Source organism: Mycobacterium talmoniae, assembly GCF_001854525.1.
Classification (GTDB): Bacteria; Actinomycetota; Actinomycetes; order Mycobacteriales; family Mycobacteriaceae; genus Mycobacterium; species Mycobacterium talmoniae.
The window spans coordinates 12,477-35,293 of sequence record NZ_MLQM01000036.1 but is presented as its reverse complement, the minus strand read 5'-3'; the positions used below and the strand labels follow the sequence as shown (position 1 = coordinate 35,293).

General features: G+C 68.8%; 24 protein-coding genes and 1 pseudogene. 8 read left to right on the top strand and 17 right to left on the bottom strand.

Annotated elements, in window-relative coordinates; all coding sequences use genetic code 11:
* Positions 1-222: pseudogene (locus BKN37_RS09480) on the bottom strand (hypothetical protein); the annotation flags it as partial.
* 272 nt (positions 223-494) lie between these two features.
* On the opposite strand from BKN37_RS09480, the gene BKN37_RS09475 reads away from it, so the two are divergent.
* Positions 495-1,241: an SDR family NAD(P)-dependent oxidoreductase gene (locus tag BKN37_RS09475; protein ID WP_071024811.1), complete on the top strand. Its 747-nt coding sequence runs from the start codon at positions 495-497 to the stop codon at positions 1,239-1,241.
* On the opposite strand, the gene BKN37_RS09470 is transcribed toward BKN37_RS09475, so the two are convergent.
* Positions 1,219-2,481, bottom strand: a complete 1,263-nt coding sequence (locus BKN37_RS09470) for a L,D-transpeptidase (protein WP_095407038.1) — start codon at positions 2,479-2,481, stop codon at positions 1,219-1,221. The two genes, BKN37_RS09475 and BKN37_RS09470, sit on opposite strands and share 23 nt — an antisense overlap.
* 108 nt (positions 2,482-2,589) lie before the next feature.
* Positions 2,590-3,654: a UDP-N-acetylmuramate dehydrogenase gene (locus BKN37_RS09465; protein WP_071024807.1), complete on the bottom strand. Its 1,065-nt coding sequence runs from the start codon at positions 3,652-3,654 to the stop codon at positions 2,590-2,592.
* 26 nt (positions 3,655-3,680) lie between these two features.
* Here BKN37_RS09465 and BKN37_RS09460 point away from each other — a divergent pair, with 26 nt between their 5' ends.
* Positions 3,681-4,187 (top strand): DUF2505 domain-containing protein, encoded by a 507-nt coding sequence (locus BKN37_RS09460; RefSeq protein ID WP_071024805.1) that lies wholly within the window; start codon positions 3,681-3,683, stop codon positions 4,185-4,187.
* Between the two features lie 410 nt (positions 4,188-4,597).
* Complete coding sequence (locus BKN37_RS09455) at positions 4,598-5,395, top strand: carbon-nitrogen hydrolase family protein (protein ID WP_071024802.1); 798 nt, start codon at positions 4,598-4,600, stop codon at positions 5,393-5,395.
* A 57-nt stretch (positions 5,396-5,452) separates the two neighbouring features.
* Here BKN37_RS09455 and BKN37_RS29825 read toward each other — a convergent pair whose 3' ends face one another.
* The gene (locus tag BKN37_RS29825; protein ID WP_242657173.1) at positions 5,453-5,635 is read right to left on the bottom strand and encodes a hypothetical protein; all 183 of its coding nucleotides are present in this window, start codon (positions 5,633-5,635) and stop codon (positions 5,453-5,455) included.
* A gap of 13 nt (positions 5,636-5,648) precedes the next feature.
* Here BKN37_RS29825 and BKN37_RS09450 point away from each other — a divergent pair, with 13 nt between their 5' ends.
* Positions 5,649-6,464: an LmeA family phospholipid-binding protein gene (locus tag BKN37_RS09450; protein ID WP_242657172.1), complete on the top strand. Its 816-nt coding sequence runs from the start codon at positions 5,649-5,651 to the stop codon at positions 6,462-6,464.
* A gap of 51 nt (positions 6,465-6,515) precedes the next feature.
* Positions 6,516-7,289, top strand: a complete 774-nt coding sequence (locus BKN37_RS09445; RefSeq protein WP_071024800.1) for an LmeA family phospholipid-binding protein — start codon at positions 6,516-6,518, stop codon at positions 7,287-7,289.
* 53 nt (positions 7,290-7,342) lie between these two features.
* Here BKN37_RS09445 and deoC read toward each other — a convergent pair whose 3' ends face one another.
* The 6 genes from deoC to BKN37_RS09415 form a co-directional block, all read right to left on the bottom strand.
* Positions 7,343-8,017, bottom strand: a complete 675-nt coding sequence (deoC, locus tag BKN37_RS09440) for a deoxyribose-phosphate aldolase (protein ID WP_071024798.1) — start codon at positions 8,015-8,017, stop codon at positions 7,343-7,345.
* On the bottom strand, positions 8,017-8,427 hold the full coding sequence (locus BKN37_RS09435) for a DUF2599 domain-containing protein (protein WP_095407037.1): 411 nt from the start codon (positions 8,425-8,427) through the stop codon (positions 8,017-8,019). Before BKN37_RS09435 ends, deoC begins: the two co-directional genes overlap by 1 nt.
* Before the next feature lie 16 nt (positions 8,428-8,443).
* The gene (locus tag BKN37_RS09430) at positions 8,444-8,719 is read right to left on the bottom strand and encodes a DUF2516 family protein (protein ID WP_207547227.1); all 276 of its coding nucleotides are present in this window, start codon (positions 8,717-8,719) and stop codon (positions 8,444-8,446) included.
* Between the two features lie 145 nt (positions 8,720-8,864).
* On the bottom strand, positions 8,865-9,464 hold the full coding sequence (gene hbhA / locus BKN37_RS09425; RefSeq protein WP_071024792.1) for a heparin-binding hemagglutinin HbhA: 600 nt from the start codon (positions 9,462-9,464) through the stop codon (positions 8,865-8,867).
* A gap of 59 nt (positions 9,465-9,523) precedes the next feature.
* Positions 9,524-9,916: a helix-turn-helix domain-containing protein gene (locus BKN37_RS09420; protein WP_071024790.1), complete on the bottom strand. Its 393-nt coding sequence runs from the start codon at positions 9,914-9,916 to the stop codon at positions 9,524-9,526.
* An 88-nt stretch (positions 9,917-10,004) separates the two neighbouring features.
* On the bottom strand, positions 10,005-11,390 hold the full coding sequence (locus BKN37_RS09415; protein ID WP_083341688.1) for a DUF445 domain-containing protein: 1,386 nt from the start codon (positions 11,388-11,390) through the stop codon (positions 10,005-10,007).
* Positions 11,391-11,498: 108 nt separating this feature from the next.
* On the opposite strand from BKN37_RS09415, the gene BKN37_RS09410 reads away from it, so the two are divergent.
* Complete coding sequence (locus BKN37_RS09410; protein WP_071024786.1) at positions 11,499-12,197, top strand: TetR/AcrR family transcriptional regulator; 699 nt, start codon at positions 11,499-11,501, stop codon at positions 12,195-12,197.
* Positions 12,198-12,246: 49 nt separating this feature from the next.
* Here BKN37_RS09410 and BKN37_RS09405 read toward each other — a convergent pair whose 3' ends face one another.
* The 4 genes from BKN37_RS09405 to BKN37_RS09390 all read right to left on the bottom strand — a co-directional run bounded on the left by BKN37_RS09405 (position 12,247) and on the right by BKN37_RS09390 (position 16,677).
* The gene (locus tag BKN37_RS09405; RefSeq protein ID WP_071024783.1) at positions 12,247-13,107 is read right to left on the bottom strand and encodes a cyclopropane mycolic acid synthase family methyltransferase; all 861 of its coding nucleotides are present in this window, start codon (positions 13,105-13,107) and stop codon (positions 12,247-12,249) included.
* 110 nt (positions 13,108-13,217) lie between these two features.
* Positions 13,218-14,072, bottom strand: a complete 855-nt coding sequence (locus tag BKN37_RS09400) for a 3-hydroxybutyryl-CoA dehydrogenase (protein ID WP_083341687.1) — start codon at positions 14,070-14,072, stop codon at positions 13,218-13,220.
* A gap of 193 nt (positions 14,073-14,265) precedes the next feature.
* Positions 14,266-15,552, bottom strand: coding sequence for an isocitrate lyase (gene aceA, locus BKN37_RS09395; protein WP_071024778.1), 1,287 nt, complete (start codon positions 15,550-15,552; stop codon positions 14,266-14,268).
* A gap of 300 nt (positions 15,553-15,852) precedes the next feature.
* Positions 15,853-16,677, bottom strand: coding sequence for an acyl-[acyl-carrier-protein] thioesterase (locus BKN37_RS09390; protein WP_071024776.1), 825 nt, complete (start codon positions 16,675-16,677; stop codon positions 15,853-15,855).
* Positions 16,678-16,813: 136 nt separating this feature from the next.
* Here BKN37_RS09390 and ramB point away from each other — a divergent pair, with 136 nt between their 5' ends.
* Positions 16,814-18,232, top strand: coding sequence for an acetate metabolism transcriptional regulator RamB (gene ramB / locus BKN37_RS09385; RefSeq protein ID WP_071024774.1), 1,419 nt, complete (start codon positions 16,814-16,816; stop codon positions 18,230-18,232).
* 96 nt (positions 18,233-18,328) lie between these two features.
* On the top strand, positions 18,329-18,877 hold the full coding sequence (locus BKN37_RS09380) for a carboxymuconolactone decarboxylase family protein (protein ID WP_083341686.1): 549 nt from the start codon (positions 18,329-18,331) through the stop codon (positions 18,875-18,877).
* Between the two features lie 7 nt (positions 18,878-18,884).
* Here the strand turns inward: BKN37_RS09380 and BKN37_RS09375 are convergent, their stop codons facing one another.
* From BKN37_RS09375 to BKN37_RS09365, 3 genes are all read right to left on the bottom strand, one after another.
* Positions 18,885-19,781, bottom strand: coding sequence for a class I SAM-dependent methyltransferase (locus tag BKN37_RS09375; RefSeq protein WP_071024772.1), 897 nt, complete (start codon positions 19,779-19,781; stop codon positions 18,885-18,887).
* A 99-nt stretch (positions 19,782-19,880) separates the two neighbouring features.
* A complete protein-coding gene (locus BKN37_RS09370) occupies positions 19,881-21,527 on the bottom strand; it encodes a PPE family protein (protein WP_071024770.1) in 1,647 nt (548 codons plus the stop codon).
* A gap of 226 nt (positions 21,528-21,753) precedes the next feature.
* The gene (locus tag BKN37_RS09365; protein WP_071024768.1) at positions 21,754-22,680 is read right to left on the bottom strand and encodes a class I SAM-dependent methyltransferase; all 927 of its coding nucleotides are present in this window, start codon (positions 22,678-22,680) and stop codon (positions 21,754-21,756) included.
* Positions 22,681-22,817: the final 137 nt, after the last annotated feature.

Sequence of the window (22,817 nt, the reverse complement as noted above, 5' to 3'; positions counted from 1 at the left end):
GTCCAGCAGCGCGGTGACCTGGCGGTTCACCGTGGCGATGGACAGCGAGGTGGCCCCGGCGATGGCGTCCCGGGCGATCGGCCCGCGCACCCGCGCGGCCCAGAACCACGAGGCCGCCGCGGCGTCGGCCAGGTGCAGCGACGGCGCCGCCACGTGCGGGTGGGACCGGGCCCGACGAGTGGCGGCGGTGTGGGAGTGGGTGGTGAGGGAGGTGGTGCGCACGCGATGTCCTTTGTCCTGAGTTCCGACGATGGGCTCGGGCCACACCGGGCGACTCAGCGGGACGGTGCTAAGTCAGGTGCGGCGGGGTGCGCAACAACACGCACCGCCCATGGGACAGGCGGCCGTGAGCGAGAACTCGGCACTGCGATACACACCGAGAAATTTAGCGTGCCGAGGTTGCCGGCCGAAAGGGGGACCCCCGGCCGCGCGGAATCGGCCCGCCGAGCAGGCACGCGGCGCGGTGTCGCCCGACACGCCTTAAGGTTGGCCAGATGGCGACATCGCAGGCGCACGAAAAGATTGCCGTGGTCACCGGCGCCAGCGCCGGAATCGGCGAAGCGACCGCAAGAACCCTTGCCGGGCAAGGCTTTCACGTGGTCGCGGTGGCCCGCCGCAAGGACCGGATCACCGCGTTGGCCGACGAGATCGGCGGCACCGCCGTGGTGGCCGATGTCACCGACGCCGCCGCCGTCGACGCGCTGGCGGCCGGGCTGAGCCGGGTCGACGTGCTGGTCAACAACGCCGGCGGGGCCAAGGGCCTGGAACCGGTCGAGCAGGCCGACCTCGAGCACTGGCGCTGGATGTGGGAGACCAATGTGCTGGGCACGCTGCGGGTGACCCGGGCGCTGCTGCCCAAACTGGTGGCCTCCGGGGACGGGCTGATCGTCACCATCACCTCGATCGCGGCGTTCGAGGTGTACGACGGCGGCGCCGGCTACACCGCGGCCAAACACGCCCAGGGCGCGCTGCACCGCACCCTGCGCGGCGAGCTGCTGGGAAAACCGGTGCGGCTCACCGAGATTGCGCCGGGCGCGGTGGAGACGGAGTTTTCCCTGGTGCGGTTCGGCGGCGACCAGCAGCGCGCCGACGCCGTCTACGCCGGGATGACCCCGCTGGTGGCCGCCGACATCGCCGAGGTGATCGGGTTCGTGACGTCCCGGCCCCCGCACGTCAACCTGGACCAGATCGTCATCCGGCCCCGCGATCAGGCCAGCGCTACCCGCCGGGTCGGCCGTTAGGCGACGTCGTCGTCGGGGTGCCCGACAGGGTCGGCGCGTTGGTCGGGGTGATCGGCGCGGTGCTCGGGATTTTCGTCCCCGGCGCCGGCTTTTGCCCCTCCGTGGGCGGCAGCGCCGACATCGACACCCAGGTGCCCCAGTCCACCGCCCAGTCCCAGATGTCGCCGTCGGCGTAGGACAGTTCGATCGAGCTGCCGGTCACCTCCACCGGGTCGCCGTACATGGCGCTGGCGTAGTACTGCTCGGCGTCGCCGGTGGACAGGTTGATGCAGCCGTTGGTGACGTTGCTGTTGCCTTGGGCGCCGGCGCTGGCCGGGTTGGCGTGGATGAACTCGCCGTTGTTGGAGATCCGCACCGCCCAGCGCTCGTGGATGTTGGAGTAGCCGGCCGCCGGGTTGGACATGTAGAAGTCGGCGTATTTCTCGCTGACCACGTGGATCCCGTTGCGGGTGACGTTGCGCGCCAGGTCACCCTCGCCGTAGCTGCACGGGAAGTCCATGATCACCCCGGCGTCGGTGACGACCTGGATGCGGTGCGAGGACACCTCGGCCTTGACCACCTGCCGGCGGCCCACCTGGAAGTTCAGGTTGAAGTCCTGCTTGCCGTAGGCGCCGTCGCCGAACGCCAGCCCGTACAGCTTGGCGTCGACGCTGACCTTGGTGCCCGCGGGGTAGTACTCGCGGGTGCGCCAGTGCACCCGCGCGCCCTGCGCCTCGTCGGGCAGCCACGCCCAGCTGCCCTCCACCGGCGGGTCGGTGGTGACGGTCAGCGCCCGCTCGACGGCGGCCTTATCGGAGATGGGGGCGTCGAACTGGATGATGATCGGGGCGGCCACGCCGACGGTCTGCCCGTCGGCCAGCTGGAACCCGCCGTCGATGACCTTGGTGGGGGTGATCGTGGTGAACTTGCCGGCCACCGGGACGGCCTTGCCGTCGTGGCCGACCACCGAGCCCGACCAGGTGTAGGACGCGCCGTAGCCGAGCGGCTCGGTGACGGTGTAGCGGGTGCGGTCCCGGTTGAGGGCCCCGGCCACCACCTTGCCGTCCGGGTTGGTCAACGCGACCCGCTGAAACCAGCCGTCGCGGACCTCCACGCTGACCGGCGCGGTGGGCAGCACGTCGGCGGCGGCGTCGTGCGGCGCAAACGTCAGGCTGGGCGCCGCCGGGGCGCTGCTGTCCTCGGATTGTTTGCCCGACTCCTTGGAGCAGGCGGCCAGCACCCCGGGCACCGCCATCCCCATCGCCAGCGCCGCCAACGCCTTCCGCCGGTTGATCGGCTGCGGGTCGCTGGGCGTGCTCACGAGGAACCAAGATACCGGGCAGCAGCGACCACCCCGAAAATTCGCCAGCTACAGCGCGCAACCGACCAGCACCGGTTCGGGGGTCAGCGTGATGCCAAACACATCGGCGACCCCGTCGCGGACGGTGCGGGCCAACGCCAGCACGTCGGCGGCGGTGGCGTGGCCGCGGTTGGTCAGCGCCAGCGCGTGCTTGGTGGACAGCCGGCACGGCGCCCCGTCGCTGCCCGGGTAGCCTTTGCCGAACCCGGCCCGCTCCACCAGCCAGCCGGCGGCCAGCTTCACCCCGTCCGGCGCCGGATAGTGCGGGACGGGAATGTCGAGGCTGTCGGCCAGCCGTTGATACACCTCCGCGGCCACGACCGGATTGGTGAAAAACGAGCCGGCACTCCAGGTGTCGTGGTCGGCGGGGTCGAGCACCATGCCCTTGCGGGTGCGCAGCGCCAGCACCGCGGCGCGCACCGCCGCCGGGTCGGCGCGCTCACCGGTGCTTGCCCCCAGCGCGGCGGTCAGCTCGTCGTAGCGCAGCGGCGCGCTGGCCCCCGACGCGTCCAACGCGAACTCCACCTCGAGCACGACCGCATCCGCGGAGTGTTTCAGCACGCTGGTCCGGTACCCGAAGCCCAGCTCGGCGGCGGGCACCCAGCGCACTACGCCGCTGCGCCGGTCCAGCAGCCGCACCCGGGTCAGGGTGTCGGCGACCTCGACGCCGTAGGCACCGACGTTTTGCACCGGGGTGGCGCCAGCCGAGCCGGGAATCCCAGACAGGCACTCCAGCCCGCCCAGACCGGCCGCGGTGGCGGCCACCACCACCTCGTTCCACCCCGCGCCGGCCTCCGCGCGCAGCACGGCGCCGTCGATGCTGATCCGGTCGGCGGCCAGCCGCACCACGGTCAGATCGGTCAGGTCGTCGGCGATCACCACGTTGGAGCCGCCGGCCAACACCAGCACCGGCCCGCTGTCGTGGGCGTCGAGGTGGCCCAGCGTGGCGACCACCTGGTCGGCGTTGGTGCAGGTAATCACCGTTTTCGCGACCGGACCGACCCGCAGCGTGGTCAACGGCGCCAACGGCACCGCCTGCGCGACGCGCGCACCGGCGAACAGTGTTCCCACCACGGGCCGTAACGGTAGCCTGACCTGCTATGCCGCGTTCATTCGACTTGTCGGCCGAATACCACGCCAGCGTTGAACAGGTGCATGCGGCGTTTTGCGACGAGGGGTATTGGCTGGCCCGGCTGGCCGATTCCGGGGCCGACACCGCGACGCTGGACTCGATGACCGTGGAGCCCGACGGCCGGGTGGCGGTGACCACCACCCAGGCCCTGTACCGGGAGCGGCTGCCGGCGCTGGCCACCCAATTTCACCGCGGCGACCTGGAGGTGGTCCGCAACGAGACGTGGAGCCCGGTCCGCGACGGCAAGGCGTTCGCCCAGGTCAGCGGCAAGGTGCTGGCGGCGCCGGTGTCACTGTCCGGCGAGGCGCAGCTGGCGCCCACCGAAACCGGCTGCCGGTTGACCTTCACCGCGACGGTCCACGTCGATATCCCGTTGGTGGGCGGCAAGATTGAGAGCATCATCGGCACCAAGCTGTCCGAGCTGATGACCGCCGAGCAGCGGTTCACCACGCGGTGGGTGGCCGAGTCGGACTAGCTCCGCTTTGGCTTTGGCGGGTTTTGGCCCGCGCGTCGGCCCGCGAGCCTGTGCTCACGGCGTCGAGCCTGCGTCCACGGCATCCAAACTGCGGTGAGGGCATCGAAACTGCGTCCAGGGCGCCGAGCCTGCGTCCAGGGCGCCGAGCCTGCGTCCAGGGCATCGAAACTGCGCTCACGGCACCGAGCCTGCGTCCAGGGCATCGAAACTGCGCTCACGGCACCGAGCCTGCGTCCACGCCGACAAATCGGCCGAATACACGTCCTCACCGCAGACTCGATGCCACCACCGCAGACTCGACGCCCTCACCGCAGGCTCGGTGCCACCACCGCAGACTCGACGCCCTCACCGCAGACTCGACGCCACCACCGCAGACTCGACGGTCCGGGCGACCTCGTAGGGTGGCGGGCATGCGGATCGCATTGGCGCAGATCCTCAGCGGCACCGACCCGGCGGCCAACCTGGAACTGGTGCGCGAGTACACCGGGCGGGCCGTCGAGGCCGGCGCGGCGCTGGTGGTGTTCCCGGAGGCCACCATGTGCCGGTTCGGCGTTCCGCTCCAACCGATCGCCGAGCCCACCGACGGGCCGTGGGCCGACGCGGTGCGGCGCATCGCCGCCGAAGCCGGCGTCACGGTGATCGCCGGGATGTTCACCCCGTCCGGCGACGGCCGGGTCACCAACACCTTGCTCGCGACCGGTCCGGGCACCGACGCCCACTACGACAAGATCCACCTCTACGACGCGTTCGGCTTCACCGAATCCCGCACGGTGGCGCCGGGTTCGCAGCCGGTGGTGATCACCGTCGACGGCATCGGGGTCGGGTTGAGCACCTGCTACGACATCCGGTTCCCGGAGCTCTACACCGAGTTGGCCCGCCGCGGCGCACAGCTGATCACGGTGTGCGCATCGTGGGGCTCCGGTCCGGGCAAGCTGCAGCAGTGGACGCTGCTGGCCCGCGCCCGCGCGCTGGACTCCACCAGCTACATCGCCGCGGTCGGGCAGGCCGATCCGGGCCGCGCCCTGGCCTCGACGGCGCCGACCGGGGTGGGCGGCAGCCTGGTCGCCTCCCCGTTGGGTGAGGTGGTCGCCGCCGCGGGTGCGCAGCCGGAACTCGTGGTCGCCGACCTGGAGGTCGACGCCGTCGCCGCCGCCCGGGACACCCTCGCGGTGCTGCGCAACCGCGCAGACTTCGTTCGCATCAATTAACCGATAAGGCAGAATCGCGCACGTGAGCAACCCACCAGGACCTCCGCACGGTGGCGATCATTCGCCCTGGGCCCGCCCGACCGCCCCGATGCCGAAGCGGCCCGCGCCGGAACCGCAGCCGCCGGCCGGTCCGGGATCACACACCCGGCCGTCGGAGTCGCCGACCCGGCAGATGAGGGTGGGCCGGGACGCCCACGAACCCCCCACCAACCGGATTCCCGGCCCGCCGCCGATCACCACGCAGGACCTCCCGGTGGAACCGCCGACCGGCCAGACCACGACGATGGATTTCTCGGCACCGGCGGCCCAACCCAAGCGCAACCTGTTCGGCTTCCTGCGCGATCCGCTGTCGATCTTTTTGGTTTTCGTCACCACGCTGGCGTTGGTGGTCGCCGGGCTGATCGGCGCCGAGCTCTACGCCCGGCACATCGCCGACGACAAGATCACCAAGGCCACCGAGTGCGAGGTGGAAGACAACGCCAAGGCGTCGTTCGGGGTGTCGCCGCCGTTCCTGTGGCAGCACATCACCGGCCACTACACCAACATCTCCATCAAGACCGCCGGCAACCAGATCAAGGACGCCAAGGAGATGACGGCCGAGCTGAGCATCTCCGACGTCCGGTTGCACGACACCGGCGACTCCGGCGGCACCATCGGCGCCCTGGACGCCACCCTGATCTGGTCGGCCAGCGGCATCGAGCAAACCATCCAAAACATGGTGCCGCTGTTGGGCAAGATGGTGGACAGCGTGACCACCCACCCCGACGACGGCACCGTCGAACTCAAGAGCACGTTGGGCGGTGTGGTCGTCAAACCCCAGGTGCAGAACAACCAGCTGTCGCTGCAGCTGGTCAAGCTGTCGGGGCTGGCCAGCTTCGCGGGGGCGCTGGCGACGGAGAACATTCAGCCCGAGCTGGACAAGTTCACCGACAAGTTGACCAGCAAATACCCGCTGGGCATCCACCCGGACAGCCTGCAGGTCACCGATACCGGTGTGATTGCGAAGTTCTCCACCCGAAACGCCAGCATCCCGACGCACGGTCAAAACCCGTGCTTTGCCAACCTCTAAGCGACGGAGGCCTTTAGTGACCGTTCAGGTTGATCGGGCAGAATCACGCGGATGACCACACCGCCAACCCAGAAGCGACGTTTTATCCGCGGCCCGGAGTCCATCGTGTTGATCGTGGCGATCGCGTTGGCGGTGGTGGTCGTGGGGCTGGTCGGCACCGAGGTCTACGCCCGGCACCACGCGGCCAGCGTGATCACCGACGCGGTGCAGTGCGAGGTCCAAGACACCGCGAAGGTGTCGTTCAGTTCGACGCCCCCGGTGCTGTGGCAGTACCTCACCGGTCACTACACCGACATCTCGGTGCACACCGCCGGCAACCAGGTGCGCGACGCCAAGGGCATGACCGTCGACCTCGACATCCAGAACATCCAAGTGAACCGCTCCGGCGACTCCAAGGGCACCATCGGCGCCCTCAACGGCACCATCACCTGGTCGGCGGACGGCATCAAGCAGTCGATCCAGGACGCCATCCCGGTGCTCGGCGACCTGGTGACCAGCAGCGTGGAAACCAACCCCAGCGACGGCACCATCAAGTTGAAGGGTCTGCTGGACAGCGCCACCGTCAAACCGCAGATCGTCGACAACGGGCTGTCGCTGCAGGTGGTCCAGCTCAAGGCGCTGGGCTCCGAGAAGTCCACCCAGTCGGTGCAGCAGCACCTGGACGACCTCACCTCGAAGGCCACCAAGAACTACCCGCTGGGCATCCACGCCGACGGGGTGAAGGTGACCGATAGCGGGGTGGAGGCCACCTTCTCCAGCAGCAACGCCACCATCCCGGCGTCGTCGCAGTCGCAGACCGGTCAGGACTGCTTCAGCGGGCTCTGATCCGCCCGACGACGATGCGCGCCGCGCAGCGGCGGGAGGAGAAGTCGGGCTGGCTAACCCAGGCCGTCGAGCACCGCCCGGGTGCCGGATAGCCCCAGCCGGGTGGCGCCGGCCTCCAGCATCGCGACGGCGTCGGCGGCGGTGCGGATCCCGCCGCTGGCTTTGACCCCGAGGCGGTCGCCCACGGTGTGCGCCATCAGCGTCACCGCCGGCACCGACGCCCCGCCCGCGGGGTGAAACCCGGTGGAGGTCTTCACCATGTCGGCGCCGGCGTCCGCGGCGGCGCGGCACACGTCGGCCAGCACCGCCTCCCCGGCCCGATCCAGCAGCACCGCCGATTCCACGATCACCTTGAGCACGGCGGCCGGCACCGCGGCGCGCACCTCGGCGATGTCGGCCCGCACCGCGGCCAGGTCCTTGGCCACCGCGGCGCCGACGTCGATGACCATGTCGATCTCGGCGGCGCCCGCCGCCACGGCCAGCGCCGCCTCCTGCGCCTTGACCGCGGACAGGTGTTTGCCGGACGGGAAGCCGGCCACCGCGGCGATCGGCAGCGCGGTGGCGTTGGCCGCCACCGCGACCGGCACCATCGACGGCGACACGCACACCGCGGCGACGCCGAGCTCGGCGGCCTCCCCCACCAACGCGACCACCTCGGCGGCGGTGGCCTCGGGTTTGAGCAGGGTGTGGTCGACGAGGGCGGCGACCTGGTCGCGGGTAGGTGGCATCAGAACGGCTCCTCGGCGCCGCCGGGGTTGCAGCCGGCGGCCAACATGGTGCCGTCGTCGACCACCGGTCGCCACGGCTCCAGATTCCAACTGGTCTTGCCCGGTTGGGCGAATTCGGCCCACTGCCAATGGCAGAGGAACTGCGCCCGCATGCCGGGGGTGTCGGCGTCCGGGGCCAGCGTCAGCACCTCGGCCCACGCCTCGTCGCCCTGCGCGCCGGTCCCGACGTCGCCGGCCGCGGCCCGCCCGGCCGCGGTCGGGTACACCCGCAGGCTGGGCTTACCGGCCCACTGCACCCATTCGGTGTGGTCGACGAACGGCGGGGCATACGGCGCCTGGGTCGGGCTCTCGTCGGCGGAGGCGGGGGCGGCGAAAAGCAACGCCGCGGCCACCGCCACCGGGGCGGTCATCCAGGCCCGCATCGACTCAGTGCGACTTCCCCTGAATCTCCAGAATTTTCGGCCGCACGTCGACCAGGTAGATCCCGGCCGCGCAGGCGGCGATCACCACGCCCAGGATCTGCAGCAACCAGGTCAGCAGCACGCTGACCCCGAGGATGCCCAGCCAGGCGGGTTTGGTCAGTTTGCCGGCGGCGGTGTAGGCGTCGGGCCGCTGGATCGCCGCGTGCACGAACGCATACACCGTCGTCAGCAATACGGCGATCTGCAATATCAACATGACGGTCCCCGGCACAGCTTGCAGCATCACCCTGACAGCCTAGCCCGGCGACGATGCCGAGCGCGTCGCGCGAGGGGGCCAGGCGGGCCATCGGGCGTAGCCGGAGCCCACAAATGACGACGGGTGGTCCGGCTGCCCCCCGGACAGCCGGACCACCCGTGTCGTGGAACTACTTCTGGGTGACCTTCTTGGCCGGCGCCTTCTTGGCCGGGGCCTTCTTGGCGGCAGCCTTCTTAGCCGGGGCCTTCTTGGCCGGGGCCTTCTTGGCGGCCGGGGCTTCCTTCTTGCCGGGCAGCTCGATCCCGACCAGCTTGGCGGCGCGCTCGCCGACCGCGCGGGTCTGCGACGCGACGGTGCCCAGCGCATCCTGGGTCAGCTCGACGGCCTGCTCGACGTAGCCCTCGGCGCGCGCCGAGGCGTCCTCGAGGCTCGACTGGCTGCGCAGCCGCTCCAGCGCGGCCTCGCCGCGCTCGACCAGGTCGTTGTACCGGTTGGTGGCGGCCTCCACGTAGCCCTCGGCGGCCTTGCGCAGCTCGTCGGCGGTGAACTTCTCGCGCAGCTCGGCGAGGTGCTCGGGCAGCTCCTCCTGCAGCTTGGTCAGCCGGGCGCGGCGGTCCTCGACCCGGCTGCGGGTGTCGGTGCGGGCCTCTTCGGCGCGCTCCCGCAGCTCGGCGAGCAGGTCGTTGACGGTGGCCAGGGCCAGGTCGGCGGCACCCAGCGCGGCGAGCAGCGGGGCCTTCAGGTCGTCGATGGTCGGGTTCTCGGCCATGGTGTTTCCTTTCACGAAATGACTGTTGGGGACGGATGTCTGGGGTGGGTTATCGAAGCTCAAGCAGGGGTGGGCTCCTCACGGGCAGCGTCGTTTTGTTGCACAAACGAGGTGTAGATATCGAGCAGAACCTGCTTCTGCCGCTCGGTGATCACCGTGTCGGCGATGATGGCGTCGCGGACCTCGCTCTTCTCGCTGGGCTCGAGGATCCCGGCCCGGACGTAGAGGACCTCGGCGGACACCCGGAGCGCCTTGGCGATCTGGTTCAGTACATCGGCAGACGGTTTGCGCAATCCGCGCTCGATCTGGCTGAGGTACGGATTGCTCACACCGGCCTTATCGGCCAGTTGCCGCACCGACACTTGGGCAGCCTCACGCTGCGCCCTGATGAAGCTGCCGATATCCGACGCGGCGGTGGATACCACTGCGGCAAGCTTTTCGTCCTGCGGCATTGGCAAACTCCTTGCGTCGGATCGCCGGTGTTGGCGCGCACCACGCTACAACCTCGTGCTAACTTTTGCAAGCAGTTGTTAGCGCAGGTCAGAACGCTAGTTGCGCGACGGTGTAGATCACCAGCCCGGCCAACGAGCCCACCACGGTGCCGTTGATGCGGATGAATTGCAGATCCCGGCCGACGTGCAGTTCGATGCGTCGGCTGGCCTCCTGGGCGTCCCACCGTTCGATCGTCTCGGTGATGATCGCGGTGATCTCCACGCCGTACTGGGAGACCAGGTGTTGGGCGGCCCGCACCAGCCAGTCGTCGACCTTGTCCCGCAGCTCGGCGTCGTCGCGCAGCGCCTCCCCGATCCGGATCACGGTGTCGGTGATGCGGGTGCGCAGCGCGCTGGACGGGTCGTCGACGCCGTCGAGCACCAGCCGCTTGAGCGTCTTCCACGCCGCCGCGGCGGCGTTGGTGACCTCGTCGCGCGCCATCAGCTGCTCCTTGACCGCCTCGGCGCGGGCGATGGTGGCCTCGTCGTGCTGCAGGTCGTCGGCGAACTCGAACAGGAACCGGGTGGCGCTGCGGCGCAGGTCGTGGTCGGGGTTGCGGCGCACCTTGTCGGTGAAGTCCATCAGCTCGCGGTGGATGCGGTCGCCGACCAGGTGGTCGATGAACCGCGGCGACCAGCTCGGCGAGTCGTGCTCGACCACCCGCTGGATGACCTCACCGGCGTTCAGCGACCAGTGGAAGGCGCGGTCGGCCAGCAGCTGGATCAGCGCCTCCTGGCGGTGCTCGGCGAGCAGGCTGGCCAGCACCCGGCCCACCGGCGGGCCCCACCGCGGTTCGGCGATGCGCCGCACGATCATCCGGTCGATCACGTGCTGCACGTCCTCGTCGCGCAGCAGTTCCACGCCCACCCGCAGCACCGTGGCGGCCTCGGCGGCCACCCGTTCGGCGTGCGAGCGGTCCGACAGCCACTTGCCCAGCCGGCTGGGCACCTGCGCGTCGCGCAGCTTGGTCTCCACCACCGACGGCGACAAGAAGTTCTCCCGCACGAAGGTGCCCAGGCCCTCCCCGAGCTGGTCCTTTTTGCGCTTGATGATCGCGGTGTGCGGGATCGGGATGCCCAGCGGATGTTTGAACAGCGCGGTGACGGCGAACCAGTCCGCCAACGCGCCCACCATGCCGGCTTCGGCGGCGGCGCCCACATAGCCCACCCAGCCGGCCGCGGTGCCGCCGGACTGCGCCCAGCGGCAGCCGAGGAACACCGCGGTGGCCCCGAGCAGGAAGCTCAGCGCCACCACCTTCATCCGGCGCAGGCCGCGGCGCCGCTCGGCGTCGGCCACCGGGTCGGCGCCGGCGAAGCTTTCGGCGAACGACGTCGACCGCCGGCGCGCCGGCGGCGCCGCCGACCGGTGCCGGCCCCCCGCCGGGTTGGGTTGTTGTGCCACCCAACCATCATCCGCTACCGCAGCAACCACCATGGGCCCAGTTACTGTGACTCGACTTACCCGGGCACCGAGACGGTGCCGCGGAACGGGTCCCGACAGGCCGTAGTATCGAGAGCGTCTAGTGAATGGGAATCCGCAATAGTGGCAGAACAGACCCCGGTCGGGACCGTAAAGATCGATGGTCGGAAGCGGCGTTGGCGCCAGCACAAGATGGAGCGACGCACCGAGTTGGTCGAGGGCACGCTGGAGGCGATCCGACGCCGCGGCAGCAACGTCAGCATGGACGAGATCGCCGCCGAGATCGGCGTGTCGAAGACCGTGTTGTACCGGTACTTCGTCGACAAGAACGACCTGACCACCGCGGTGATGATGCGCTTCGCGCAAACCACGCTGATTCCCAATATGGCCGCGGCGCTGTCGTCGCACCTGGACGGGTTTGACCTGACCCGCGAGATCATCCGGGTGTACGTGGAGACCGTGGCCGCCGAGCCGGAACCGTACCGGTTCGTGATGGCCAACAACTCGGCCAGCAAAAGCAAAGTGATCGCCGACAGCGAGCAAATCATTGCCCGCATGCTCGCGGTGATGCTGCGCCGCCGGGCGGCCGAAGCCGGGATGGACACCCGCGGCGTGGAGCCGTGGGCGTTCCTGATCGTCGGCGGGGTGCAGTTGGCCACCCACTCCTGGATGTCGCACCCCCGGATGAGCTCCGATGAGCTGATCGACTACCTGACGATGCTGAGCTGGAACGCGCTGTGCGGGATCGTCGAAGTGGGCGGGTCGTTGGAAAACTTCAACACCCAGCCCCACCCGTCACCGATCCCGCCTCGGCCGGTGTAGGCCAACCGGCCGAGGCGGGTCAAGCTGGGTGAACGGGGCCGCGCCGGGCCTATTTGACCAGGGTGAACTGGCCGACGTTGCTGATGCCCTTGCGGAAGAAGTTCGCGCAGCCGGTCAGGTAGTGCATGTAGCGGTCGTAGACCTCTTGGGACTGCACGGCGATGGCGCGCTCCTTGTTGGCTTCCAGGTTGGTCGCCCAAATGTCCAAGGTCTTCGCGTAATGCGGGCGCAGCAGGTGGATGCGCTGCAGGTCGAATCCGGAGTTCTTGGCGAGTTCTTCGATGTCCTCCACGCACGGCAGCTGACCGCCCGGGAAGATCTCCTCGCCGATGAACTTCATGAACCGAATGTCGCTCATCGTCACTTCGATGCCCTGCTCACGGAAACCCTGAATCGGGTAGGTCAAGATCGTGTGCAGCAGCATCCGCCCGTCATCGGGCAGGATGCTGTGGGCGCGTTCGAAGAACAGCGGGTAGCGCTCGGCTTTGAACGCTTCGAAGGCCCCGATCGTGACGATTCGGTCCACCTTCTCGTTGAATTCTTCCCAGCCCTGCAACCGCACCTCGACGTTGCGTTCGGTGGGGATCTTGGCCAGCCGCTTGCGGCTGTACTCGGACTGGTTGCGGCTCAGCGTGATACCGATCACGTTCACGTCGTATTTCTCGATGGCCCGCTGCAGCGCGCCGCCCCAGCCGCAGCCGATGTCCAGCAGCGTCATCCCGGGCTCGAGGTTGAGCTTGCCCAACGCCAGGTCGAATTTGGCGTTTTGCGCCTCTTCCAGGGTCATGTCGTCGCGCTCGAAGTAGGCGCAGGTGTACGCCATCGTCGGGTCCAGGAACAACGCGAAGAACTCGTCTGAAATATCGTAGATCGACTGCGATTCTTCGTAGTACGGTGTTAGCTCAGGCATTCGAAACCGCTACCCAACTCTCGTTCGTTCGGACGTCGTGCAGCCTACCTGCACTACCTGGGGTCGATGACGGCGGGTAGCGCTGTGTCGGTGACGACGAATAACCCTGATTAGTAGCTGTAGAAGCCCTGGCCGGACTTTTTGCCCAGCAAACCTGCCTCGACCATCCGCAGCAACAGCGGCGGCGCGCCGAAGTGGGGTTCTTTGAACTCTTCGTACATCTTGTCCGCGATCAGCTTCAGCGTGTCCAGGCCGACCAGATCGGACAGCCGCAGCGGCCCCATCGGATGCGACAGCCCGGCAACCACCGCCTTGTCGACGTCCTCGACGGTGGCAAACCCGCCCTCGACCATCCGGATCGCCGAGAGCAGGTAGGGCACCAGTAACGCGTTCACCACGAAGCCCGAGCGGTCCGAGCAGCGCACCACCTGTTTGCCCAGCACCGCGCTGGCGAATTCCTCGGTGCGGGCGGCGGCGGCCTCGTCGGTGACCAGGGTGCTGACCAGTTCGACCAGCGGCAGCACCGGCACCGGGTTGAAGAAGTGCAGGCCCAGCACCCGGCCCGGGTTCTTGGTGGCCGCGGCGATCTTCATGATCGGGATCGACGAGGTGTTGGACGCCAGCACCGCATCCGGGTTGGTGATGACCCGGTCCAGTTCGGCGAACAGGCCGGCCTTGACGCTCTCGTCCTCGATGACCGCTTCGATCACCAGTTGCCGGTCGGCGAAATCGTTGAGGTCGGTGGTGAAGGTCAGCTGCCCCAGCGCCGCGTCGCGTTCCCGCTCGGTGATCTTGCCCGCGCTGACGCCGCGTTCCAGCGACTTCACGATGCGGTTGCGTCCGGCGGTGACCAAGGCGTCGGTGGTCTCAAAGACCTTGACGTCGACGCCGGCGCGGGCGGCCACCTCGGCGATGCCCGCCCCCATCTGTCCGGCCCCGACGACGCCTACTCGTTCGATCGACAACGGTCTTCCTTTCCGAATCCTCGGTCCTCATGGCCACTCGACAGCACCAGGCCCCGCCCAACATCGCTGGGCGGGGCCTGCGCTGTCAACTTTGTCCCTACCGCCCGTTGGTCGCGAGCGTGCGCAAATGTACGGCTAGACGCCGTGCCGAACGGCATTTTGCGCACGCTCGCGGCGGGCGAGCGGGGTTAGCTCAGTGGAACTGGCCCTCTTCGGTGGAGCCGGCCAGCGCGGTGGTCGACGAGGTCGGGTCCACCGTGGTGGCGATCCGGTCGAAGTAGCCGGCACCCACCTCGCGCTGGTGCTTGGTGGCGGTGTAGCCCCGCTCCTCGGCGGCGAACTCGCGCTCCTGCAGCTCGACGTAGGCGCTCATCTGGTTGCGGGCGTAGCCGTAGGCCAGGTCGAACATCGAGTAGTTCAGCGCGTGGAAGCCGGCCAGCGTGATGAACTGGAACTTGAAGCCCATCGCGCCCAGCTCGTTCTGGAACTTGGCGATGGTCGCGTCGTCGAGGTGCTTCTTCCAGTTGAACGACGGCGAGCAGTTGTAGGCCAGCATCTGGTCGGGGTACTCGGCCTTGACCGCCTCGGCGAACTGGCGGGCCAGCTCCAGGTCGGGGGTGCCGGTCTCCATCCAGATCAGGTCGGCGAACGGCGCGTAGGCCTTGGCCCGCGCGATGCACGGCTCGATGCCGTTGCGCACCCGGAAGAAGCCCTCCTTGGTCCGGTCACCGGTGATGAACGGCTGGTCGCGCTCGTCGACGTCGGAGGTGATCAAGGTGGCGGCCTCGGCGTCGGTGCGGGCGATCACCACGGTCGGGACGTCGCACACGTCGGCGGCCAGCCGGGCCGAGGTCAGGGTGCGGATGTGCTGCTGGGTCGGGATCAGCACCTTGCCGCCCAGGTGGCCACACTTCTTCTCCGAGGCCAGCTGGTCCTCCCAGTGCGAGCCGGCGACACCGGCGGCGATCATCGCCTTCTGCAGCTCGAACACGTTGAGCGCGCCACCGAAGCCCGCCTCACCGTCGGCCACGATCGGGGCCAGCCAGTTGGCCACCGAGGTGTCGCCCTCGATCTTGGCGATCTGGTCGGCACGCAGCAGCGCGTTGTTGATCCGGCGCACCACGTTCGGCACCGAGTTGGCCGGGTACAGGCTCTGGTCGGGGTAGGTGTGGCCGGACAGGTTGGCGTCACCGGCGACCTGCCACCCGGACAGGTAGATGGCCTTCAGGCCGGCGCGGACCTGCTGCACGGCCATGTTGCCGGTCAGCGCGCCCAGCGCGTTGACGTAGTCCATGTCGTGCAGCTGCTCCCAGAGCACCTCGGCGCCGCGGCGGGCCAGGGTGTTCTCCTCGACGACGTGCCCCTGCAGCGCCACCACGTCGGCCGGGGTGTAGGTGCGGGTGACGCCCTTCCACCGCGGGTTGTGGTCCCAGTCGTGCTGGATCTGCTCCGCGCTCTTCGGCGTGCCAACGGTAGACATCGGATGGACTCCTTACGGTTTTCCTCGTCGAGCCCCGCCTGCGGGAGCGGGGTTTCCGGGTTTGTTAACACCTCGCCGGCTTGGCTGCTGTGCTAAGCCGACCATGGCACAGCCCATCGATGCAGGTCCACCCGTTTCAATTGCCAATTTTCGCAACGACCGCGCCGCAATTTGCGAAGGTTGCTAAGAATGCGACTAGTGCGCCGGCACCGCGCAGACACCAAAAAGCTACCGGCTGGTAACAAATTTGCGCTGGTGAACCGCCCTGTCGGCGGAGCGAACGATACTGACTAGAACGTGTTACAGCGGGAAGATCGCGGCGACGGCTTTGGTCTCTTCGCCGACGACGTATGTGAGCGTTCTAACAGTGCGATCGACCAGGTCAGGTCCGAATTTGTCGGTCGACTCGGCGGGGTGGACGTGCGAGATGATCTCCAGTTTGTCGCCCAGCGCGACCGGTGAATCGTGTTCGATGGTGACCCGCAGCGGCGCCTTGAGCAGCTCCGGGTAGCCGGACAGATAGTCCTCCACCACGCTCCAGTACACCGAGTTGTTCATGTGGTCGAACAGGTCGATGTCGGTGAACCGGACCGGGTATTCATGGATCTCGGCGGCGTCGTCGCGGTCACCGGACGTCAGGTAGGCCTTCCAGCGCAGCCGGTCGACGTTGGTGGTGCGGTGCAGGCCGGCCAAGAAGTCCTCGGAGATGCGGGCCGGGCCCTGCGTCTCACGGTTGATGTTGATCCAGAACCCCTCGGATTCGACCAGGCCTCGTCCGCGCTTCCCATCCACGCGGACCCGCATCTCGCACCACCGGTTCGACGTGCCCGAACACCACCGTCGCACCCGCAGCATGTCCTGGAATTCGATCGGGCGGATCAGGTCGATCATGGTGCGCCGCACGATCCACAACGGGTGGGTCTCCTCGAAGCCCATCTCGCGCAGCTGGTCTTGGCCGATGTCCTGGATGTGCCGGGCGGCGGCGTCGAACCGCAACCGGCCCTCGCGGTCGATGTCGGCGACCCGCATCGGCCATTCCCGGTCGAAGACGTCGGGATGCGGGTCCGGAACCGGCATTAAGACCTTGCCCAGGCCGGTGGTCGGTGCTGAATTGTTGCTCGTCATGCGGTGTGCTCTCCCCTGTCCCCCACCCAGGGTGATCATGCCAGCCGGTTCGCGAGGCCGCCAACCAGCGCGCCGACCCCACCCCAAGTTGCCAATAATGCGAAGTGCTTCTTCGCAGCCGGGTAGGCTGGCGCAGGTGTCCAAGACGTTCGTCGGCTCCCGGGTGCGTCAGCTGCGCAGCGAACGCGGATTCAGCCAGGCCGCGCTGGCCCAGATGCTGGAGATCTCGCCGAGCTACCTCAACCAGATCGAGCACGACGTCCGGCCGCTGACGGTGGCGGTGTTGCTGCGGATCACCGAGGTGTTCGGCGTGGACGCGACGTTTTTCGCCTCCCAGGACGACACCCGGCTGGTCGCCGAGCTGCGCGAGGTGACCATGGACCGCGACCTCGATATCGACGTCGACCTGCCCGAGGTGGCCGAGATGGTCAGCGCCCATCCCCAGCTGGCCCGGGCGATGGTCAACCTGCATCGGCGCTACCGGATCACCACCGCGCAGCTGGCCGCCGCCACCGAGGAGCGGTTCTTGGACGGCAGCGGCTCCGGGGCGATCACCATGCCGCACGAGGAGGTGCGCGACTACTTCTATCAGCGGCAGAACTACCTGCACGAACTCGACACCGCCGCCGAGGATCTCACCGTGCGGATGCGGATGCACCGCGGCGAGCTGGCGGTCGAGCTGGCCAACCGGCTCTCCGAGGTGCACGGGGTGCACATCAACCGCCGCATCGATCTGGGTGAGACGGTGCTGCACCGCTACGACCCGCAGGCCAAGACGCTGGACATCAGCAACCACCTGTCCTGGGGGCAGCGGGTGTTCAAGATGGCCGCCGAGCTGGCCTACCTGGAGTTCGGCGACCTGATCGACACCATGGTGACCGACGGCAAGTTCACCAGCGAGGAGTCGCGCAAGCTGGCCCGACTCGGGCTGGCCAACTACTTCGCCGCCGCCACCGTGCTGCCGTATCGGCAGTTTCACGACAGCGCCGAGAATTTCCGCTACGACATCGAGCGGCTCTCGGCGTTCTACCGGGTCAGCTACGAGACCATCGGGCACCGGCTGTCCACCCTGCAGCGGCCGTCCATGCGCGGGGTGCCGTTCTCCTTCGTCCGGGTGGACCGCGCCGGCAACATGTCGAAACGCCAGTCCGCCACCGGGTTTCACTTCTCCTCGTCCGGCGGCACCTGCCCGTTGTGGAACGTGTACGAGACGTTTTCCAACCCGGGCAAGATCCTGGTGCAGATCGCGCAGATGCCCGACGGGCGCAACTACATGTGGGTGGCGCGCACCGTGGAGCGCCGGGCGTCCCGGTACGGGCAACCCGGTAAGACCTTCGCGATCGGGCTGGGTTGCGAACTGCGCCACGCCCACCGCCTGGTGTACTCGGAGGGCCTCGACCTGTCCGGGGACAACGCGGCGCCGATCGGGGTGGGCTGCCGGGTCTGCGAACGGGACAACTGCCCGCAGCGCGCGTTCCCGGCCCTGGGCCGCAGCCTTGATCTGGACGAACATCGCAGCACCGTGTCGCCCTACCTGGTCAAGCAAAATGGGTGAACGCGCCTTCCACGCCGAGTGGGAATTTCACGACGCGACACGCCGCGTCTGCGTCGCACGGTTCCGTGTCGCGGATGGATTTCGAGAGAGGACGCCATGAGCAGCGAAGTAGACCGCATCCCGTCCGCCCCGGGCGTGCGTGACCTCGGCGTCTTCAACTGGGTGTTCTGCAAGCTAGCCGCCCGACGCCAACACGTTCCCCAGGTGCACCTGTTCACCACGCTGGGCCAGCACAAGAAGCTGATGTGGTCCTGGCTCCCGTGGGCGGGTCTCCTGCTGGGCGGCGGCAAGCTGCCCAAGCAGGAGACCGAGCTGGTGATCCTGCGGGTCGGGCATCTGCGCGGTTGCCAGTATGAGTTGACCCATCACCGTCGCATCGCCAGGGCCTCCGGGGTCGACGAGGCCACCCAGGACAAGATTTTCCAGGGCCCGCATGCCGACGGGCTGACCGACCGGCAGCGGGTGCTGCTGACCGGGGTCGACGAACTGCTGCAAACCCGCACCCTGTCCGACGCCACCTGGACCGAGCTGTCGGGTCACCTCAACCGGCAGCAGCTGATCGAATTCGTCACGCTGGCCGGGCAATACGACGCGTTGGCGGCGACGCTGAGCGCGCTGCGGGTGCCGCTGGACTACCCGGAGTAGCGCGGCGCTATTTCCGTGTTGCGGAGAGGTAGCCCGAGTCGCCGGCGAGGTCGGCCAGGTCGCCGGGAAGCTCAAATCCGTGTGCGGCGTAGGCCTCACGTGACGACTGGATGGCGACCTGCCAGCCGTGCGCGGCGAGATAATCGGCCGCGGTGTTGCGCTCACCGGAATAGAACAGGTCCACCAGATCGACCTCGGATCCGACCCGTCGTGACCATTCGCTGACCTTATCCGACCACTCCGCGGGTAGCGAGTTCATGTCCATGTGGTCGGTGCCGAGCCGGCTGCCGGGTGCGGACAACGCCGTGATGGTGTCGAACAACCGGTCCTGCGCGTCGGGCGGCAGGTAGATCAGCAGCCCCTCGGCGATCCACGCCGTCGGCGCGGCGGGGTCGAAGCCGTTGTCCCGTAGGGCTTTCTGCCAGTCGTCGCGCAGGTCTACGGGTACCGCACGGCGGTCGGCTTTCGGCTCGGCGCCGACCTCGGCCAGGGTCCGGGACTTGAACTCGATCACGCCGGGCTGGTCCACCTCGAACACCACGGTGCCCGCGGGCCAGTCGAGCCGATAGGCGCGGGTGTCCAGGCCGGACGCCAGGATCACCGCCTGCCGTATCCCGGATGCGCCCGCGGCGGTGAAGAAATCATCGAAAAATCGGGTGCGCACGGCGATCTGCTCACACATCCGCTGCCGGTCCAGCATCTGGTCGCCGTCGACGCACAGTTCGCCGTTGGCCAGCCGGACCATGTGCTCGAGGCCCACCGCCCGGACCAGGTCGTCGGCGAACGGGTCGACGATGAGCGGGTCGGGTTGCTTGGTCGCCAACGCCCGCGACGCCGCCACACCGGTCGCGGTGGAGCCGACGCTCGTCGCCGGGTCCCAGCTGTCACCTTCGGTGCGGGCCATGGGTCTGCCTGCTTTCGTATCGGGGCGCATCGAATTGGGTAGCGGTGCATGCGCGCAGCGCGCTCGGCGAACGCCCCCGAAAGTATAGGTCAGCGTCGGCTAGCCGCCCTCGGGCTGCCAGCTGCCGGGCACCATTGGGATCCTCGGGCCGCCGCCGAAGGTGTCGCCGGCCAATGTGGCCAATCCGGTCGCCGGCTGGGTCCCGGCCTTGGTGGCGGTGCCGGCAAACCCCAACGGTCCGGCGCCCCGATCCGACGCCCAGATCGTCTGCTCCGGGTCCAGGTATTCGTAACGGCGGCCGAGCATCTCGGGCCGCCGCCGTTGCCGCGCCCGCGGTTGGGGGCCGCCGGCTGCGACAGCAGCTCCAGCGGCCACCGCAGCCGGCTCGGACGCCTTCTTGGCGGCCTTGGCGCTAGCGGTCACCCCGGATTCGGCCGCCCGGGGCAGGCCGCCGATCAGGTAGGAGTAGGCAACGCTCTCCGCACCGGTGGCTAGCGGGATCGCCGGTGACGGCGGGACCGGCGGAGCCGACGGGGGTGGCGGCGCACCGGGTGCGGGGGTGGCGCCAGCCGGGACGGACGCCGGCGCCGGGGCCGGGGTCGGCACGGTCGGCGCCGCCGGTGCGGGCGCCGGCACCGGGCTGGGCGTGATCACACCCGGCAACGCCGCCACGGGCGGCGGCACCGGCTGGGTGATCCCGGCCAATCCGGCCAGACCCGCAAATCCGCCCGCCGCGCCCACGGGCGCGGTCGCCAGTCCGGCCGCACCGCCGGCCAACCCGAGCGAATACACCGGGTTGGCCGCGATGAACGACCCCAGCATTGCCGGGTTGTGCAGCACGATCCACGTCAAATACAGCGTGCGGTGCACGACGAATTGGGTGCCCAGGTAGGCGAGCGCCTCGACGAATTGCACCGGGTTACCCGCATAGCCGGACAGCATGGCTTCGGCGCGGGGCAAAAACGTCGACAGGCTCGGGGTCATCGTCGTGCCGTTGGGCATGTGGCCGAAGGTGTCCGAGAACGGGTTGAAGAACGACGGGAAGATGTCGTTGATCAGCTCGTTGAGGCTGGTGGGCAGTTCGGTGCCCATCGGCCCGGTGGGGTTGGTCATCCCACCGCCCATGCCGGAGCCGCTGCCCATGCCCGAACCGCTGCCGCTGCCCATGCCGGAACCGTCGTTCATGCCGGAACCGCCGTTCATATCGGATTTCATGATCTGCGGCGCGGCGGTGGTTTGCGGGGTCGCGGCCACCGCCGCCGTCGAGACGGTGTGATAGGTCCCCATGGTCGCCGCGGCCTGCACCCACATCCGCGCGTAATCGGCCTCGTTGAGCGCGATCGGGATGGTGTTCAGCCCGAAGAAGTTGGTCGCCACCAACACCCCGTGGATGACGTGGTTGGTGGCCAGCTCCGGCAGGGTCGGCATCGCGGCCAGCGCGGCGCTGTAGGCGGCGGCCGCGGTCTCATGCTGGGTGGCCGCCGCGGCGGCAGTGGCGGCGGCGTCGACCAGCCACGCGATATACGGCAGATGGGCGGCCGCGTACTGGGCGGCGCTGGGGCCCTGCCAGACGTCGGCCTGCACCGCACCCAGCAACGCGGTCAGTTCGTCGGCGACGTCGGTATATGCCGCGCACAGCGAGTTCCATGCACCCGCCGCGGCCAGTAACGACCCGGGTCCCGGCCCGCTGGACAGCAGCGCCGAATGCACCTCCGGCGGGGCCGCCATCCAGATCGGCGCGGTCACGATCGGCCCCGCGCCGTTACGCGTGGCTGCAGCGTCACCGCCGGCTCCTTCCGCTGACGCCCGCCCACCGTCGCCGAGGCTGACTCTCATCCCGGCGGGGCTGTCGGTAGGCGGACAGCGGCTAAATTCTACTCACACGTCAACCGCAGGTGCGGGGAGAATGCTGTGATCTACCTGTATCTGCGGTTAGGTCAGCGGCCTGGGCGCCGCACCGTGTGTCCGGCGGTCACCGCAGGGGTCGCCGCGCGGAGATGAACAGACCGCCCGGGGTGAGATCGTCGCTGACCCGGCGGCCGTGCCGCGCCAGCAGTTCCTGCAGGGTCGCCGTCGACGCGTCCCAGCCGTGGTCACCGAGCCAGGCGGCGACGTCGGTGCGCTCCTCGGGGTACCACAGGTCCTCGTAGTCGGGGACCTCGGTGTCGACCAGCCGGGCGGCGACCGAGCGCAGCCGCTGCATCCGGGCACGCTGGCGGGCCAACCGGTCGGGCTCGAGGGCGTCGCCGCTGGTGGCGTTGGCGGCCAACCAGCTGCCGTCGGCGCTGAGCGCCTGGATCCGCTCGAACAACAGATCCTGGGCCCACGCCGGCAGGTAGCGCAGCAGGCCCTCCGCCGACCAGGCGGTGGGTTGGGCGGGGTCAAACCCGCTGTCTTGCAAGGCTTGTGGCCAGTCCTGACGCAGATCCACCGGCACCGGAACCAGGTTCGCGGTGGGGTGGGCGCCCTGACGCCGCAGTGTGGCGGCCTTGAAGTCCAGCACTTTGGGCTGGTCCAGCTCGTAGACCGTGGTGCCATCCGGCCACGGCAGCCGCCAGGACCGGGCATCCAAACCGGCTGCCAGGATCACGATTTGCCGCACCCCGGCCTCGGCGGCGGCAAGAAACACCTCATCGAAGAACACCGTGCGCACCGCCATGAAGTCGACCATGGCCTGCGTTTGGGCCCGCACCTCGGGGTCGACGTCGTCGGGCAGCGCCGACGGGATGTAGACGCTCCAGATGCCTTGGCCGGCGGCGTCGAGGAACGCCCGCGCGAACGGGTCACTGATCAGCGGGTTTTCGCTCTCGGTCTCCGCGGCACGGGCGGCGGCCACGCCCAACGCCGTCGCGCCCACGCTTTCGGTGATGTCCCAGGTGTCGTCATCGGTTCTCGGCATGGTTCGCACGGTACCGCCGCCGCCTGTGAGGCGGCTTGGTGTGCCCCGCCCTGCGCGTCCAGATTGAACTCACGCAGACGCGTACTCGCACTTTCGCTGCATCGTTGCAATCTCGCGGTGCCTGCACGAGGCTCGGA